This is a genomic window from Streptomyces sp. NPDC015661 (genome assembly GCF_043077765.1).
Classification (GTDB): Bacteria; Actinomycetota; Actinomycetes; order Streptomycetales; family Streptomycetaceae; genus Streptomyces.
In genome coordinates this window covers 319,448-334,731 of sequence record NZ_JBIBST010000006.1, presented here as the reverse complement: position 1 = coordinate 334,731, position 15,284 = coordinate 319,448, and the positions used below count along the sequence as shown (strand labels likewise).

12 protein-coding genes are annotated in these 15,284 nt (G+C 73.0%); 8 read left to right on the top strand and 4 right to left on the bottom strand.

The features are described from left to right. Positions 1-59: 59 nt before the first annotated feature. Complete coding sequence (locus tag ACF07V_RS18520) at positions 60-1,580, top strand: alpha/beta fold hydrolase (RefSeq protein ID WP_392155324.1); 1,521 nt, start codon at positions 60-62, stop codon at positions 1,578-1,580. Positions 1,581-1,601: 21 nt separating this feature from the next. On the opposite strand, the gene ACF07V_RS18515 is transcribed toward ACF07V_RS18520, so the two are convergent. Further along, on the bottom strand, positions 1,602-3,281 hold the full coding sequence (locus tag ACF07V_RS18515; protein ID WP_392155323.1) for an acyl-CoA synthetase: 1,680 nt from the start codon (positions 3,279-3,281) through the stop codon (positions 1,602-1,604). A 174-nt stretch (positions 3,282-3,455) separates the two neighbouring features. On the opposite strand from ACF07V_RS18515, the gene ACF07V_RS18510 reads away from it, so the two are divergent. From ACF07V_RS18510 to ACF07V_RS18480, 7 genes are all read left to right on the top strand, one after another. Then, positions 3,456-4,256 (top strand): crotonase/enoyl-CoA hydratase family protein, encoded by an 801-nt coding sequence (locus tag ACF07V_RS18510; protein ID WP_392155322.1) that lies wholly within the window; start codon positions 3,456-3,458, stop codon positions 4,254-4,256. Positions 4,257-4,512: 256 nt separating this feature from the next. Then, positions 4,513-5,472, top strand: coding sequence for a Zn-ribbon domain-containing OB-fold protein (locus ACF07V_RS18505; protein ID WP_392155320.1), 960 nt, complete (start codon positions 4,513-4,515; stop codon positions 5,470-5,472). Further along, positions 5,469-6,527, top strand: a complete 1,059-nt coding sequence (locus ACF07V_RS18500; RefSeq protein WP_392155318.1) for a thiolase domain-containing protein — start codon at positions 5,469-5,471, stop codon at positions 6,525-6,527. The genes ACF07V_RS18505 and ACF07V_RS18500 overlap by 4 nt, the downstream gene beginning before the upstream one ends. Next, on the top strand, positions 6,520-7,701 hold the full coding sequence (locus tag ACF07V_RS18495; RefSeq protein ID WP_392155316.1) for a thiolase domain-containing protein: 1,182 nt from the start codon (positions 6,520-6,522) through the stop codon (positions 7,699-7,701). Before ACF07V_RS18500 ends, ACF07V_RS18495 begins: the two co-directional genes overlap by 8 nt. Positions 7,702-7,734: 33 nt before the next feature. After that, positions 7,735-8,145, top strand: coding sequence for an ACT domain-containing protein (locus tag ACF07V_RS18490; RefSeq protein ID WP_392155314.1), 411 nt, complete (start codon positions 7,735-7,737; stop codon positions 8,143-8,145). A gap of 354 nt (positions 8,146-8,499) precedes the next feature. Continuing rightward, positions 8,500-9,000 (top strand): hypothetical protein, encoded by a 501-nt coding sequence (locus ACF07V_RS18485; protein WP_024757478.1) that lies wholly within the window; start codon positions 8,500-8,502, stop codon positions 8,998-9,000. A gap of 17 nt (positions 9,001-9,017) precedes the next feature. Continuing rightward, positions 9,018-9,383, top strand: a complete 366-nt coding sequence (locus tag ACF07V_RS18480; protein WP_392155312.1) for an RNA-binding S4 domain-containing protein — start codon at positions 9,018-9,020, stop codon at positions 9,381-9,383. Between the two features lie 54 nt (positions 9,384-9,437). On the opposite strand, the gene ACF07V_RS18475 is transcribed toward ACF07V_RS18480, so the two are convergent. The 3 genes from ACF07V_RS18475 to ACF07V_RS18465 all read right to left on the bottom strand — a co-directional run bounded on the left by ACF07V_RS18475 (position 9,438) and on the right by ACF07V_RS18465 (position 15,217). Continuing rightward, entirely contained in the window at positions 9,438-11,636 is a 2,199-nt protein-coding gene (locus ACF07V_RS18475; protein WP_392155311.1) for a germacradienol/geosmin synthase, read from the bottom strand. A 160-nt stretch (positions 11,637-11,796) separates the two neighbouring features. Then, the gene (locus tag ACF07V_RS18470; protein ID WP_392155309.1) at positions 11,797-13,716 is read right to left on the bottom strand and encodes an N-acetylmuramoyl-L-alanine amidase; all 1,920 of its coding nucleotides are present in this window, start codon (positions 13,714-13,716) and stop codon (positions 11,797-11,799) included. A 373-nt stretch (positions 13,717-14,089) separates the two neighbouring features. Further along, positions 14,090-15,217, bottom strand: coding sequence for an aminoglycoside phosphotransferase family protein (locus ACF07V_RS18465; RefSeq protein ID WP_392155308.1), 1,128 nt, complete (start codon positions 15,215-15,217; stop codon positions 14,090-14,092). Positions 15,218-15,284 lie beyond the last annotated feature (67 nt).

Genomic DNA, 15,284 nt, shown 5'->3' with positions numbered 1-15,284 from the left:
CTTGGCGCTCACGGCGAAACCGATTGCCGTGATCACCGGGGTCGGTGAGGATCGGCGGCATGCCGACGTTCACCAGCTTTGACGGAACCGAACTCTCCTACCGCGTACAGGGGGAGGGTGAGCCGCTCGTCTGCCTGGCGGGCGGGCCGATGCGTCACGCCGCGTACCTCGGGGACCTCGGCGGTCTCGCCGCCCACCGCGCCCTCGTCCTGCTCGACGCCCGCGGCACCGGCGCGAGCGCGGAGCCCGCCGACCCCGGCACGTACCGCTGCGACCGTCAGGTCGGCGACGTCGAGGCCCTCCGCGCCCACCTCGGCCTGGAGCGGATCGACCTCCTCGGTCACTCGGCGGCCGGCAACCTCGCCGTCCTGTACGCCGCAGCCCACCCCGAGCGGATCCGCTCCCTCGTCCTCGTCACCTCCCTCGGACGCGCCCTCGGCGTCACGGCCACCGACGAGGAGTGGGACAAGTCCGTCGAGGTCTTCGGCGACCAGGAGTGGTATCCGGAGGCCAGGGCCGCGCTGGACACGATCGGCCCGGACACCCCGCTGCGCCGTGTCTACGAGATCACCGCCCCCTTCGCCTACGGCCGCTGGGACGCCGCCGCCCAGGAGCACGCGGCGGCCACCGACCATGAGACGAACTGGGAGGCCGCCCCCGTCTACCACGGCGAGGGTGCCTACGACCCGGAGACGACCCGCCGCGCGATCGGCGCGCTCACCGCGCCGGTCCTGATCCTGGCGGGCGAGTACGACGCGGGCCCGACGCCCGCCAAGGCGGCCGAGGCCGCGGCGCTCTTCCCGCACGCGGAGCTCGTCGTCCAGCCGGGCGCCGGACACTTCCCCTGGGTCGACGACGCCGAGGCCTTCGTCCGCCCGGTCGCCGCCTTCCTCGACCCCGCCGTCCGCACGGTGACCGTGGACGGCGTACGGCTCGCCTACCGGGTCGCGGGGCCCGAGGACGCCCGCCCCGTCGTCCTCGTCCACGGTCGCGGCAACGACAGCACGACCTGGACGGAGATCACCGCGGACCTCGCGGCCGACCACCGGGTGTACGCGGTGGACCTGCGCGGCCACGGACTCAGCGACCGGCCCGGCGCCTACGGCTTCGAGGACTTCCGCGACGAACTCGGCGGCTTCCTCAAGGCCCTCGGCCTCACCGGCGCCACCGTCGTCTCCCACTCGATGGGCGCCGCCGCCGCGTACCTCCTCGCCCAGCGCGAACCGGGCCTCATCGGCCGCCTCGTGCTGGAGGAGGCGCCCGCCTTCGTCCCCCTCGACCCGCCGCGCCCCGTCGCCGAGCGTCCCGAAGGCCCCCTCGCCTTCGACTGGGAGATCGTCCGCACCACCGACGCCCAGCTGAACGCCCCCGACCCGGCCTGGCGCGAGGAACTCCCCGCGATCACCGCTCCCACCCTCGTCCTCGCGGGCGGCCCGACCAGCCACGTGCCCCAGGAGCAGCTCTCCGCCCTCGCCGACACCATCCCCGGCGCCCGCCTCGTCACGATCGAGACCGGCCATCTCATCCACAACGCCCGACCGGCCGAATTCCTGGCGGCGATCAGGGAGTTCGGGCTCTAACGGGATCCGGTACGCGCCGCCTCAGGAGGAGTCCGCGTCGGCCTCCACCGCCACCGCGCGGGCCCAGCGGTAGTCCGCCTTGCCGCTGGGGGAGCGCTGGATGCGGTCGGTGAGGACCAGCTGGCGGGGGACCTTGTAGCCCGCCAGCTGCTGCCGGCAGTGGGTCTGGAGGGCCTCCAGGTCCAGTGGCTCCGCCCCGGCCCGGAGCTGGACCACGGCGGCGACATGGTTGCCCCAGCGGGCGTCGGGGACACCGGCGACCAGCGCGTCGTACACGTCGGGGTGGGACTTGAGCGCCTGCTCGACCTCCTCGGGGTACACCTTCTCGCCGCCCGTGTTGATGCACTGGGAGCCGCGGCCCAGGACGGTCACGACGCCCTGCTCGTCCACGGTCGCCATGTCACCGAGGAGCACCCACCGCACCCCGTCCCGCTCGAAGAAGGTCTCGGCGGTCTTGGCCGGGTCGTTGTAGTAGCCGAGCGGGACGTGGCCGCGCTGGGCGAGGCGGCCGGTCTCGCCCGCCGCGACGGGGACCCGGGTCGCCGGGTCGACGACCTGGGTGCGTTCGTTGACGTGCAGCCGGAAGCCCTTGGCCGGACCCGAGTCGTCGGTGGCGCGCCCGTTGGAACCCGACTCGGTGGAGCCGAAGTTGTTGAGCAGCAGGACGTTCGGCATGAGCTCCTGGAGCTGGGTCCGTACCGTCTCGGACATGATCGCCCCGGACGAGGAGAGGCTGAAGAGCGCGGAGAGGTCCGTGCCCCTGAGCGGTCCGCGCAGCGCGTCCACGAGCGGGCGCAGCATCGCGTCCCCGACCAGGGAGATGCTGGAGACCTTCTCCTTCTCCAGGGTGCGCAGCACCTCCTCGGGCACGTACTTGCGGTGCAGGACGACCCGCTGCCCGTAGTTGAGCGCGATGAACGCGGTCAGTGTGGAGGTGCCGTGCATGAGCGGCGGCGCGGGGAAGAAGGTGATGCCGGCGCCCCCGGCCGCGACCCGCTCCGCCAGCTCCTCGGGCCGCTTCACGGGCTCGCCCGACGGGTCACCGCCGAAGAGCCCCGCGAAGAAGAGGTCCTCCTGACGCCACAGGACCCCCTTGGGCATGCCGGTCGTGCCGCCGGTGTAGATGATGAACAGGTCGTCGGGAGAGCGGGGACCGAAGCCGCGCTCGGAGGAGCCGGAGGCCTCCGCCTCGGCGAACGGCACGCAGTCGAGCGCCGGGGCGTCCTCGACGCTGCGCTGCGCAGCAGCTCCTTGAGGGGCGGCGGTCGGGCGACGGGAGGGCGGGGTCCCCACCCGCACGAGGTGCCGCAGCTTCTCCGTCTGCGGCAGCGCCGCGGCGACCCGGCCGGTGAACTCGGCGTCGAAGACGAGCGCCGCCAGGTCCGCGTCCCGGTACAGGTAGACGAGCTCCTCCTCCACGTACCGGTAGTTCACGTTGACCGGCACGATCCGGGCCTTGAGGCAGGCGAGGACGGTCTGGAGGTACTCGACGCCGTTGTACAGGTGGAGGCCGAGGTGCTCGCCGGGCCGGATGCCCGCGTCGGTCAGGTGGTGCGCGATCCGGTTGGCGGCGGCGTCGAGCTCGGCGTAGGTGAGCCGCCGCTCCGCGCCCGTGCCGGGATGGTCGACGTACACCAGCGCCTCGCGGTCGGGGACCACGTCGACGACCGATTCGAACAGGTCGGCAAGGTTGTACTCCACCGTTCCTCCTGACCCCGGCTCGCACTGGTTCACATGGACGTGGCGGTCATTAGAGCGCCGACACGTCACCGACGGAAGGGGGTGCGCAGAAGAATCTGACTGAGTGTCAGAAAACTATTGAACTGGACCCCCGGCTCCTGCAACCTGTTCCAGAACTGGAGACGGGAGACCCCCATGGGCGGCACCGAACACCTCAGCGTCCGGCGCGAAGGCGCCACGCTCGTCCTCACCTTGAACCGGCCCGAGGCCAAGAACGCCCTCTCACTGCCGATGCTCGTCGGCCTGTACGACGGCTGGCTGGAGGCCGACGCCGACGACGGCGTCCGCTCGATCGTCCTCACCGGCTCGGGCGGTTCCTTCTGCGCGGGCATGGACCTCAAGGCCCTCGCGGGGAGAGGCATGGAGGGCGAGCAGTACCGGGACCGGCTCAAGGCCGACCCCGACCTGCACTGGAAGGCGATGCTCCGCCACCACCGCCCCCGCAAGCCCGTCATCGCGGCCGTCGAGGGGTACTGCGTCGCCGGCGGCACCGAGATCCTCCAGGGCACCGACATCCGGGTCGCGGCCGCCTCCGCCACCTTCGGCCTCTTCGAGGTCCGGCGCGGCCTCTTCCCCATCGGCGGCTCCACCGTCCGTCTGCCCCGCCAGATCGCCCGCACCCACGCCCTCGAAATGCTCCTCACCGGACGCCCGTACAGCGCCGAGGAGGCCGCCGCCATCGGCCTCGTCGGCCGCGTCGTCCCCGACGGCACCGCGCTGGACGCCGCCCTCGACATCGCCGAACGCATCAACGCCTGCGGGCCGCTGGCCGTCGAGGCGGTCAAGGCGTCCGTGTACGAGACGGCCGAGCTGACCGAGACGGAGGGGCTCGCCGCCGAGCTGAAGAGGGGGTGGCCGATCTTCGACACGGCGGACGCGAAGGAGGGGGCGAGGGCGTTCGCGGAGAAGAGGCCGGCGGTGTACCGGCGGGAGTGACCTTTCCCCACCCCGCCCCTTCCCGAACCGGGGGCAAGCCCCCAGATCCCCGTACGGCCTTCGGCCGTGTCCTCGATCGCCGGACGGGCTGAATCTCCGCCCGCCGGGCGGAAGCCTCAGCCTCGCCGGCGTTTGAGGCGCCGGGGTCCGGGGGCGGAGCCCCCCGGTTACGGGAAGGGGCGGGGTGGGGAGAGGGCCCCGCGCAGCGGCCCCGTACCGACGCCCGTACCGACCGGCCCGACCAAGGAGCCCGCACATGACCATGACCCAACCGCCGGAGGCCCTCCGAGCGCCCCTCGTCGTCGAGTTCCCCTTCACCCGTTCCCTCGGCCCCGTGCAGTCCGCCTTCCTCACCGGGCTGCGCGAGCGCACCGTCCTCGGTGTGCGCACCGAGGCGGGTGCGGTGCTCGTCCCGCCCGTCGAGTACGACCCCGCCACCGCCGCCGAACTCCGCGAGCTCGTCGAGGTCGCCGCCACCGGCACCGTCACCACCTGGGCCTGGAACCCCGAGCCCCGCCCGGGGCAGCCCCTCGCGACCCCCTTCGCCTGGGTCCTCGTCCGCCTCGACGGCGCCGACACCGCCCTCCTCCACGCCCTCGACGCCCCCGGCCCCGAGGCCGTCCGCACGGGCATGCGGGTGCGGATCCGCTGGGCCGCCGAACGGGCCGGCGCCATCACGGACATCGCCTGCTTCGAGCCGTACGAGAGCACCGCACCGTACGAACCCACCGCCCACGACGGCCGGTTCGAGGACCCGGTGACCGGCATCGTCGCCCCCGCCCGCCTCGACTACACGTACAGCCCCGGCCGCGCCCAGACCCGCTATCTGCACGGGCTCGCCGAGCGCCGCACGGTCGGCGAGCGCTGCCCCTCCTGCGCCAAGGTGTACGTGCCGCCCCGCGGCGCCTGCCCCACCTGCGGGGTCGCCACCACCGACCAGGTCGAGGTCGGCCCCCGCGGCACCGTCACCACCTTCTGCATCGTCAACATCAAGGCGAAGAACCTCGACATCGAGGTCCCGTACGTCTACGCCCACATCGCCCTCGACGGCGCCGGGCTCGCCCTCCACGGCCGCATCGGCGGCATCCCCTACGACGAGGTCCGCATGGGCCTGCGCGTCGAACCCGTGTGGAGCGAGGACGGCCGCTACCCCGACCACTACCGGCCCACCGGCGAGCCCGACGCCGACTACGACACCTACAAGGAGCTGCTGTGACAGCGGAACGAGAGGTGGCGATCGTCGCGTTCGCCCAGAGCGACCACCGGCGGCGCACCGACGACCTCTCCGAGGTCGAGATGGTGATGCCCGTGCTGCACGAGGTGCAGCGGCAGACCGGCCTGAAGGCCTCCGACATCGGATTCACCTGCTCCGGCTCCTCCGACTACCTCGCCGGGCGCGCCTTCTCCTTCACCATGGCTCTCGACGGCGTCGGCGCCTGGCCCCCGATCTCCGAGTCCCACGTCGAGGCGGACGGCGCCTGGGCGCTCTACGAGGCATGGGTGAAGCTCCTCACCGGCGAGGCCGACACGGCCCTCGTCTACTCCTACGGAAAGTCCTCGCCGGGCTCCGTCCGCGACGTCCTCACCCGCCAGCTCGACCCGTACTACCTCGCCCCGCTCTGGCCCGACTCCGTCGCCCTCGCCGCCCTCCAGGCCCAGGCCCTCGTCGACGCCGGCGACACCGACGAGCCGGCCCTCGCCGCGATCGCCGCCCGCAGCCGCGAGGACGCCAGGACGAACCCCCACGCCCAGCTGCCGGGCGCCCGCCCCCAGGGCGCATACGCCGTCCAGCCCCTCCGTACCGGCGACTGCCCGCCCATCGGCGACGGCGCCGCCGCCGTGATCCTCGCCGTCGGCGACCGGGCCCGCGAGCTGTGTGAGCGCCCCGCCTGGATCCGGGGCATGGACCACCGGATCGAGGCCCACTCCCTCGGCGTCCGCGACCTCACCGACTCGCCCTCCACCCGCCTCGCCGCCGAACGCGCCGGAGCCTTCGAACGGCCCGTCGACACCGCCGAACTCCACGCGCCCTTCACCTCCCAGGAGGTCGTCCTGAGGAAGGCCCTCGGGCTCGACGACAGCGTGACGATCAACCCCTCCGGCGGCGCCCTCGCCGCCAACCCTGTCATGGCCGCGGGCCTCATCCGGCTCGGTGAGGCCGCCGCCCGCATCCACCGCGGGGAGTCCGACCGCGCCCTCGCCCACGCGACCTCGGGACCCTGCCTCCAGCAGAACCTGGTCGCCGTCCTGGAAGGAGAGAACCGTGCCTGAGGCTGTGACATCGAAAGAGCCCGTGGCCGTCGTCGGCATCGGCCAGACCAAGCACGTCGCCGCCCGCAGGGACGTCTCGATCGCCGGACTCGTCCGCGAGGCCGCCCTCCGCGCCCTGGCGGACGCCGAACTGACCTGGGCGGACATCGACGCCGTCGTCATCGGCAAGGCGCCCGACTTCTTCGAGGGCGTCATGATGCCGGAGCTGTACCTGGCCGACGCGCTCGGCGCGGTCGGCAAGCCCATGCTGCGGGTCCACACGGCGGGCTCGGTCGGCGGATCCACCGCGCTCGTCGCCGCGAACCTGGTCTCCGCGCGCGTGCACCGGACCGTCCTCACCCTCGCCTTCGAGAAGCAGTCCGAGTCCAACGCCATGTGGGGACTCTCCCTGCCCGTCCCCTTCCAGCAACCGCTGCTCGCCGGCGCCGGCGGCTTCTTCGCCCCGCACGTGCGCGCGTACATGCGCCGCACCGGCGCCCCCGACGCGATCGGCTCCCTCGTCGCGTACAAGGACCGGCGCAACGCCCTGAAGAACCCGTACGCCCACCTCCACGAGCACGACCTCACCCTGGAGAAGGTCCAGGCCTCCCCGATGCTCTGGGATCCGATCCGCTACTCCGAGACCTGCCCCTCCTCGGACGGCGCCTGCGCCATGATCCTCACCGACCGCGCCGGCGCCGACCGCGCGCCCCGCCCGCCCGCCTGGGTGCACGGCGGGGCGATGCGCAGCGAACCCACCCTCTTCGCGGGCAAGGACTTCGTCTCCCCGCAGGCCGGCCGGGACTGCGCGGCCGACGTCTACCGGCAGGCCGGCATCACCGACCCCCGGCGGGAGATCGACGCCGTCGAGATGTACGTGCCGTTCTCCTGGTACGAACCGATGTGGCTGGAGAACCTCGGTTTCGCCGAGGAGGGCGAGGGCTGGAAGCTCACCGAGGCCGGGGTCACCGAACTCGACGGCGACCTGCCCGTGAACCCCTCGGGCGGGGTGCTCTCCACCAACCCCATCGGAGCCTCCGGGATGATCCGCTTCGCCGAGGCCGCCCTGCAGGTACGGGGGGACGCCGGCGAGCACCAGGTCGAGGGCGCCCGCCGGGCGCTGGGCCACGCCTACGGAGGCGGCGCCCAGTTCTTCGCCATGTGGCTCGTGGGAGACACCCCGCCCACCGGCTGAGGCCGCCGCCGGAGGGCACCTACCCTGACCTCCATGAACGCGGAACGTGACCTGACCAAGCTGCTCGCCGGGATGCGCCCGGAACTCGACCCCGGCCGTTACGTCTTCACCACGGTGGACGGCCCCGCCCCGGCCGGGGTCGCCCCCGTCGTCACCGTCACCGAGACCGAGGGCCTCACCCTCGTCGTACGGCAGGAGGAGGCGGACGCCGCCGGGCTCGCGTACGACTACGTGGCCGGCCGGATCACGCTCCGGGTGCACTCCGCGCTCGACGCCGTCGGGCTCACGGCGGCGGTCGCGACCGAGCTCGCCGCGGCGGGCATGAGCTGCAACGTGGTGGCCGGATTCCATCACGACCACCTCTTCGTCGAACACGACCGCGCGGGCGAGGCGTTGGCCCTGCTGGGCGCGCTCTCGGAGCGGTCGGCCGACGTGACCGGCTGACGGTCTCGACCGGCCCCGCGGCCCTGCCGGGGCCATCGCGGGGCCAGGCGCCGGGCCTGCCGGACGACCGAGGCCCCGGCCTCCCGGGCATACGCGCTCGCAGCCTCGCCGGTCACCCGGAGCGCCCGGTCGATCGCTGAGGGTGCGCCGTCCGCCGGACGCGGGCGGCCGTCTCACCGGCGGTGCGGAGACCGGTCCCGGCCGGGGGCCGGGGCGCCCGGCGGCCTCGGCGACGAGGCCCGGGCCGCGCCCCCGATGGGCCTCGCGGACGTTCGGCGGCCCCGGCGGGCGGGGCCGGCCCGAGGCGGCCGCCCGGCGCGTCGCGTCGCGCGCCCGGGCACGTACCATGGCCGTATGTCCTTCCTCCGCCGCCGCAGCGCCGCCACACCCGCGGGTCCGGACTTCGATGTCCTGGCCATGGATCCGGGGGACTGGCCCGGCAATCTCGGCGCCGGTCTGCTGCCCGCCCCCGACGGTTCCTGCCAGGGCGTGTTCCTCCGCTACGACCTGTTCGGCGGCCGCGGACCCGCGATGATCATCGGCAACCTCCCCGAGGGTTCCCCGGCGCGCGAGCTCGCCGACGGCCAGATCCCCTTCGAGGTCGCGCAGCTCCTCGCCGCCCTGGAGAACGACGAGCCGGTCGAGGTCCTCGACACCGAGGACGTCCCCGTCATGCAGGGTGACAACCTCCTCATCGTGCGCCGCCTCAAGCTCTCCGAGAGCCGCATCTCCTGCGTCCAGTTCGACCGCAGCGACAACGTCCTCGTGACGATCGCCAGTTGGGACCGGCCGATCACCGACGATCTGTACGCGCTGCTCAAGCCGCTGCCCGCCGAGCTGTTCCAGCAGGGCTGACGGGGGAGCGGGGGCCGATGAGCGCGCGCGTCGACGCCTGGATCTGGGCGGTCCGTCTCACCAAGACCCGCTCGCAGGCCGCGGCCGCCTGCCGGGCCGGACACGTCAAGGTCAACGGTGAGCGGGTCAAGCCTGCCCAGGCCGTGAAGCCCGGCGACGAGGTCAGGATCTTCCACGGCGGCCGGGAGCGGATCGTCGAGGTCAAGGAGCTCCACGTCAAGCGGGTCGGCCCGCCGGTCGCCGCCGAGGCGTACGTGGACAACAGCCCGCCCCCGCCGCCGCGCGAGCACGTCCCCGTCGCCGCGGTGCGCGACCGGGGCGCGGGGCGCCCCACCAAGCGCGAGCGCCGCGAACTCGACGAACTGCGCGGCCGTCGCCCCTGACAGCAGGACCGAAGGCCTCCGGGCGGTTTCCGGAGGCCTTCGGCGTACGTCACGTCAGCGGGGTCCCGCGCCGAGCAGCTCCGAGATCCGCGCCGCCGAGGTGCCGAGCCCCCTCGGGCCCCGCAGCAGCAGCGGGCTGCCACTGCCCGCGCGGACGTCCTCCGCACCGTAACGCCGCACCTTCCGGTGCCAGTTGAGGACGCCCGCGAGCCAGTCCTCCAGCTCGCGCAGATACGCCTCGAAGGCCTCACGGCCCGCCGCGTCGAGACCGAAGTCCTCGTACAGCAAAGGGATCTCGCGCTCCTTCAGCGTCTCGTACTGGCGCAGCCTGCCCCGCATCAGGTCGTCGACCATCGACACCGCGGTCGGGTAGTCGCAGTCGAAGAACTTCTGGAGCACCAGAACACCGTTGTGCACCTCGCCCTCGACCTCGATCTCCTTCTGGTACGAGAAGAGGTCGTTGACCAGCGCCCCGTAGTCCATGACCGCGTTCTCCAGGCTGCGCACCGTCCCCGAGCGGAACAGCTCCGGCGGCAGCGTCGCGTCCTGCCGCAGCCGGCACAGCAGCATGGTCAGCTCCGAGCCGAAGGTGCTGCGCCGCATCTCGATGTAGTCGACCGGATCGGGCACCCGGTGTTGCAGCACGTTGTGCATCTCCCACATCCAGCTGTCCAGCATCACGTCCAGCGAGGCCCGCAGCTGCGCCCGTGCCGCGCTCGTCATCGGCGTGGCCGTCCGCTCCCAGATGTCCGCGAGCGCCCGTTCCAGCGGATTCACCGCGAGCGCCGCGCCGGCCGCCGGCTCGTCGAGCGGCATGCAGGCCTTGAGCCGGTCGCTCTGCTCCTTCGCGCCGGCCAGACTGCCCGTCCGTCCGAAGACCGCCGGATAGTAGTCGTCCGCGTAGGTGCCCCAGGTCAGCCAGTCGGCGCTGAGCTCCAGCTCCTCCAGGGGCGCGTCCGGATCGAGACCCGCCGCGCACAGCGCGAGGTCGAACCCCTCCGCCATCGGCCGGTCCCAGAGGTCGTCCAGGAGCCCCGTCCGCTCCGCCCAGTCCACGGTGTGCTGCCGCGCCGCCGCGTGGTGGGGGTTGATCGTGAGCGGGTACGGCAGGTCGAACTCGGGCAGCAGGGAGGGCCCCACGTGCTGGTGCGGGGCGTGCGTGAACGCCCGGTGCCGCGCCGCCGCCGGCCGGCCGAAGAGGGTGCGGATGTCGAGCGCGGAGGTGCCGATGATCCCGTCCAGGTGCGAGGGACCGCCGACCATGCCCTCGTTCATGTACCGGCTGGAGCGCATGTGCCACTCGTGACCGCCGGACTGCCAGTCCTGGAGCCCCTTCGCGTACGCCGCGACGGCCGCGCACTCCGCCGGGCTCAGCCCCTTCTCGGCGGCGAGCAGCGGCACCTCGGTGAGCGCGGTGTTCTCGAACTGCTGGACCCGCGAGGTCAGCAGGTCGTTGACGGCGTTCGCCGCCTCCTGGGTCGTGCAGCCCAGGAACCGCTCCAGGACGAGGACGCCGTTGCTGTTCTCGCCCTCCTCCTCCACCTCGCGCTGGTACGAGAAGAGGTCGTTGCGCAGGTGCACGGCGTCCGAGAAGGCGTCCCTGAGCACCCGCAGCGGCCGGGAGTACGCCACCTGGGCCGGGACCTCGGCCCCCGCCGCGTACTCGACGAGACCGGCCGACCAGGGCGCGCCGCCCACCTTGCGGCGCATCTCGATGTACTCCAGGGGATTGGCGATCCGCCCGTCGTTGATGTTGTCGAGCTCCCACAGGGACTCGTGGAGCAGATGCTCGGTCGCCTCAGCGAACCGCACCCGCCACCCCTCGGACATCGCGGGGACCGTCCGCCGCCAGAGGTCCGCCAGGCCCGCCTCGACCGGGTTGGTCGGCTCGGGCATGCCGGTGGCCGGGTCCGCCGGCATGAACAGGGGGAGCCGGTCCAGATAGGCCTTGCTGCCCGCCCGGTCCTGGGTGCGCTTGAAGACCTCCAGGAAGTGGTCGTCGAAGAAGAAGACCCAGGTGTACCAGTCGGTGACGAGGTTCAGCGCCTCCTCCTCGCAGTCGGGGTGCGTGTACGAGCAGAGCAGCGCGTAGTCGTGGGACTGGAGGTCCTGCTCCTCCCAGACCCCCGAGCCCTCCAGCATCCCCATCTCCCGCGCCCAGTCGCACGTGTGCGTGCGGGCGGCCTCCAGGTGGGGATTGAGCCGGGCCGGATACGGAACATAGAAATCCGGCATGACGAAGGGCTGAGCCATTTCCTGGGGGGCCTTCCGGTGAGCTGGGGTGATGATCGGCCCCAGCCTTACCCGTCGCCCAAGTGGCGCACGCGTTCTCCCGAATAGTCGTATGAACGCCGACGGGGTGGTGTCGGACACCGCGTCCGGCACCACCCCGCACCTTTCGGCCAGCCCTCCGTCAGCCCTGGGAAACCCGCACGTCAGCGGCCTTCACAAAGGCCACCCGATGGCCGAACTGGATCTGGTAGTACTCCTCCTGGCCTCGGACGACCGTGTGCCCGGTGGGGTCGAACACCGGCGCGAAGTAGTACTCGCCGGGGGTGCGGCCCCCCACCACGTACCGCTGACCCGCGAGCAGCTTGTACGGCAGCGGCGACACCGACTGCACCGGCACACCCACCGGATACGCCGAGGCCTCCGGATAGGCCCGCCCGTACACCGGAACCTCCGCCAGACCCTCCCGGGGCGTCAGGACCTGCCCCCGGACGTTCACCGCCGTCGGCTCCGCCACCGGGTTGCTGAACCACGCCTTCTGCCCGAGGTACCAGACCGCCGTCCAGTCCCCCCGGCGCTCCGCCACCGCGAAGCTCTGCCCGGTCGAGGCCCGCGCCCCGGTGTCGTTGACCCCGGTCGTGGAGTCCTGCCCGCCCGGCCGCAGACCGACGTCCTTCACCAGGGGCGCGTCGGCGCTCGGCGCGGTGTGCAGCCGCACCGCCCCGCTGCCGTGCGGCACGCACGCCTGGCCCGCCGTCGCGCAGCCCGTGTAGACCGGCCGGTGGGTGCTGTAGTCGGGCCGGATCGTCACCACGCCCGCCTGCGGACCGGCGCTCGGGGTGATCGGACGGCCGAGCAGCTGGAAGTAGTGCGCCCAGTCCCAGTACGGCCCCGGGTCCGTGTGCATGTTCCTGATCGACGACGTCACCGTGCCCGGCACGTTGTCGTGGCCCAGGATGTGCTGCCGGTCCACCGGGATGTCGTACCGCGCGGCGAGGTACCGCACCAGGCGCGCCGACGACCGGTACATCGCCTCCGTGTACCAGGAGTCCGGCGAGGTGAGGAAGCCCTCGTGCTCCAGGCCCACCGACTTGGCGTTCACGAACCAGTTCCCCGCGTGCCAGGCCACGTCCTTCAGCGGCACGTGCTGCGCGATGTGCCCGTCGGAGGAGCGCAGCGAGTACTGCCAGGACACGTACGTCGGGTCCTGCACCAGCTTCAGGGTGGTCTTCCAGTCGGCCTCGGTGTCGTGGATCACGATGTAGTCGATCGACTGCGAGGCGGGCCGGTTCGCCTTGTCGTGGTTGCCGTAGTCGCCGTCCCCGAACTCCTCGTACGGCGCGGGGATCCACTCGCAGGCCACCGAGGCCGGGCACTCCACGGGCCCGGCGGCCGGCCGGCGCAGCCCCAGGGCCGCCACCTGACCCGTGGCGGGCGCGACGGCCGGTGCGGCCGGGAGGGTCACCACCTGCCCGCTGTCCGTCGTCCGCGTCTCCCCGGTCCTGATCACGTCGAAGACGTCGTTCGCGTACGTCGCCGCCGTCGCCCAGTCGTCCGCACCGGAGTACCGCGCCACCGCCCCGTACCAGTCGGCCGGGTCCGCGCTCGCCGGAAGCCCGGCCTCGCGCTGGGCCGCCGCGAGCAGCGCCGCCCCGCCCTCGATGTTCGCGGCCGGTACGGTGCGCAGCTCCTCGGCCGGGATCCCGGACACCGCGGACGCCCGCTCCAGGGTCCGCAGCCGCTCGGGCAGCTCCTCGGGCGCGGGCACCGGGACGTCCGCGCCGGTGCGCGCCTGGCGGGAGTCGTCGCCCCGGGCGTCCTCCTCGCCCGCCGAGTGTTGCGGGGCGGTCCGGGCCAGCGCCGTCACCGCGTCCGTCAGGTGCATCGGGCCGTAGCCGCCGGTCACGCTCGGCGCACCGCCGTGGGCGTCCCAGCGCGACTGCAGGTACGAGACGGCGAGCAGCACGCTCTCGGGCACGCCCTGACGCTCGGCCGCCCGCGCGAACTGCCCCTGCAGGACACCCGCGTCGGGAACCTCGGCGCCCGCGGGCGGGGCGGCGGACAGCAGCGGAAGCAGCAGGGCGGCGGACGCCAGAGCGCCCACCGCCCCCGGCACACGGATCGGTGACGGATGTCTGCGCGATACGGAACGGAGCAAGGCAGCCTCCAGAGGCAGGGGGTGACACGGGGGCGTGCGGGGCCGAACCCGTACAGGGGTATCGGCTCCCGGACGTTCCGTCAATCACGTCTGCGCAAACGGAAGTTCCCACGTCAGGGCGGGAATGGAGGCCAAACGGCGGAGTTTCGCGGCGACGGGTCCCGGGCCTGGGACGCGTCACTGGAGTGGACCATTGAAGGGGTCTCGGGTACGGCTCCCGGAGATTCCGGGAGGTGGACAAGCCGGTGCGCCGCGTCCCGGTGTGTCGGCACCGGGCTCACGGCGCACCGCCCCCGTGTGGTCGGCCGGACCCGCCCCTTCAGCGCGTCCCGACCGCCGCGCGCACGGCCCGCCGTGCCATGGCGCAGTCGTCGTGCAGCCGCCTCAGCAGCAGCCGCTGTTCCTCGCCGGGCGCGAGCGCCCCCGAGGGCACCGGCACGGAGCCGGCAGGCGGAGCCTCCTTCATGGTGCGCTGCACCGCCGTCTCGTACGTACGGATCTCCCGCGTCAGCACGATCATCAGGTTCACCAGGAAGGCGTCCCGCGAGGCCGTGCCCGCCTGCTGGGCGAGCCCACTGATCTGGCGCCGGGCCAGCGGCGCGTCACCGAGCACCGCCCACAGGGTCGCCAGGTCGTACCCGGGGAGGTACCAGCCCGCGTGCTCCCAGTCGACGAGGACCGGTCCCGCCGGGGAGAGCAGGATGTTGGAGAGCAGGGCGTCACCGTGACAGAACTGGCCCATGCCCTGACGGCCGCCGGCGTGCGCCAGACCGTGCAGGAGCTTCTGCAGATCGTCCCGGTCCCGGTCCGTGAACAGCCCCAGCTCGTGGTAGCGGGCGATCCGGGCGCCGTAGTCCAGCGGGGCGTCGAAGGTCCCGGCCGGCGGCCGCCAGGCGTTGAGCCGGGCGATCGCACCGAGCGCGGCCCGCACGTCCGCCCGCGGCGGGGCCTCGACGGGGTGGCGCGACAGCGCCGCCGCCCGCCCCGGCATTCGCTCGATCACCAGGGTGCAGTTCTCCGGATCCGCGGCGATCAGCCGCGGCGCCCGCACCGGCGGACGGTGGCGGACGAAGGAGCGGTAGGACGCTATTTCGTGCCGGAACCGCTCGACCCACGCGGGGGAGTGGTCCAGTAAACACTTCGCGACCGCCGTGGTCCGCCCGGTCGTCCCGACGATCAGTACGGAACGGCCACTGCGCCGCAGCACCTGCACGGGGTTGAACTCCGGGCAGATCCGGTGGACCGACGCGATCGCCATCTTCAACTGCGCCCCCTGGGGGCCGGACAGGTCGATTCTTCCGCTGACCGGCTGGGTACCGGTGCCGCCCGCCCAGCGCCTCGGCCTGACGGCCTGGGGAGCGGGGGCCAGGTACGGTCCGGCGCCGGCCGGGATGATGCGGTGCTGCGGCCGGGGCGGGGCGGACACGGAGGACGATGCTGTGTACATGGAGGTGACAGATCCCTTCGTGCGCCGACGAGTTGCGTGCGTCGCCCCGCCCGCCCCCGGGTCCGCA

Bases quoted from the DNA above. Each gene is read 5' to 3' on its own strand.
- ACF07V_RS18475 (WP_392155311.1), bottom strand. From the start codon at position 11,636: ATGGCTCAGCCCTTCGTCATGCCGGATTTCTATGTTCCGTATCCGGCC.
- ACF07V_RS18505 (WP_392155320.1), top strand. From the start codon at position 4,513: ATGACCATGACCCAACCGCCGGAGGCCCTCCGAGCGCCCCTCGTCGTC.
- ACF07V_RS18490 (WP_392155314.1), top strand. From the start codon at position 7,735: ATGAACGCGGAACGTGACCTGACCAAGCTGCTCGCCGGGATGCGCCCG.
- ACF07V_RS18465 (WP_392155308.1), bottom strand. From the start codon at position 15,217: ATGTACACAGCATCGTCCTCCGTGTCCGCCCCGCCCCGGCCGCAGCAC.
- ACF07V_RS18480 (WP_392155312.1), top strand. From the start codon at position 9,018: ATGAGCGCGCGCGTCGACGCCTGGATCTGGGCGGTCCGTCTCACCAAG.
- ACF07V_RS18485 (WP_024757478.1), top strand. From the start codon at position 8,500: ATGTCCTTCCTCCGCCGCCGCAGCGCCGCCACACCCGCGGGTCCGGAC.
- ACF07V_RS18510 (WP_392155322.1), top strand. From the start codon at position 3,456: ATGGGCGGCACCGAACACCTCAGCGTCCGGCGCGAAGGCGCCACGCTC.
- ACF07V_RS18520 (WP_392155324.1), top strand. From the start codon at position 60: ATGCCGACGTTCACCAGCTTTGACGGAACCGAACTCTCCTACCGCGTA.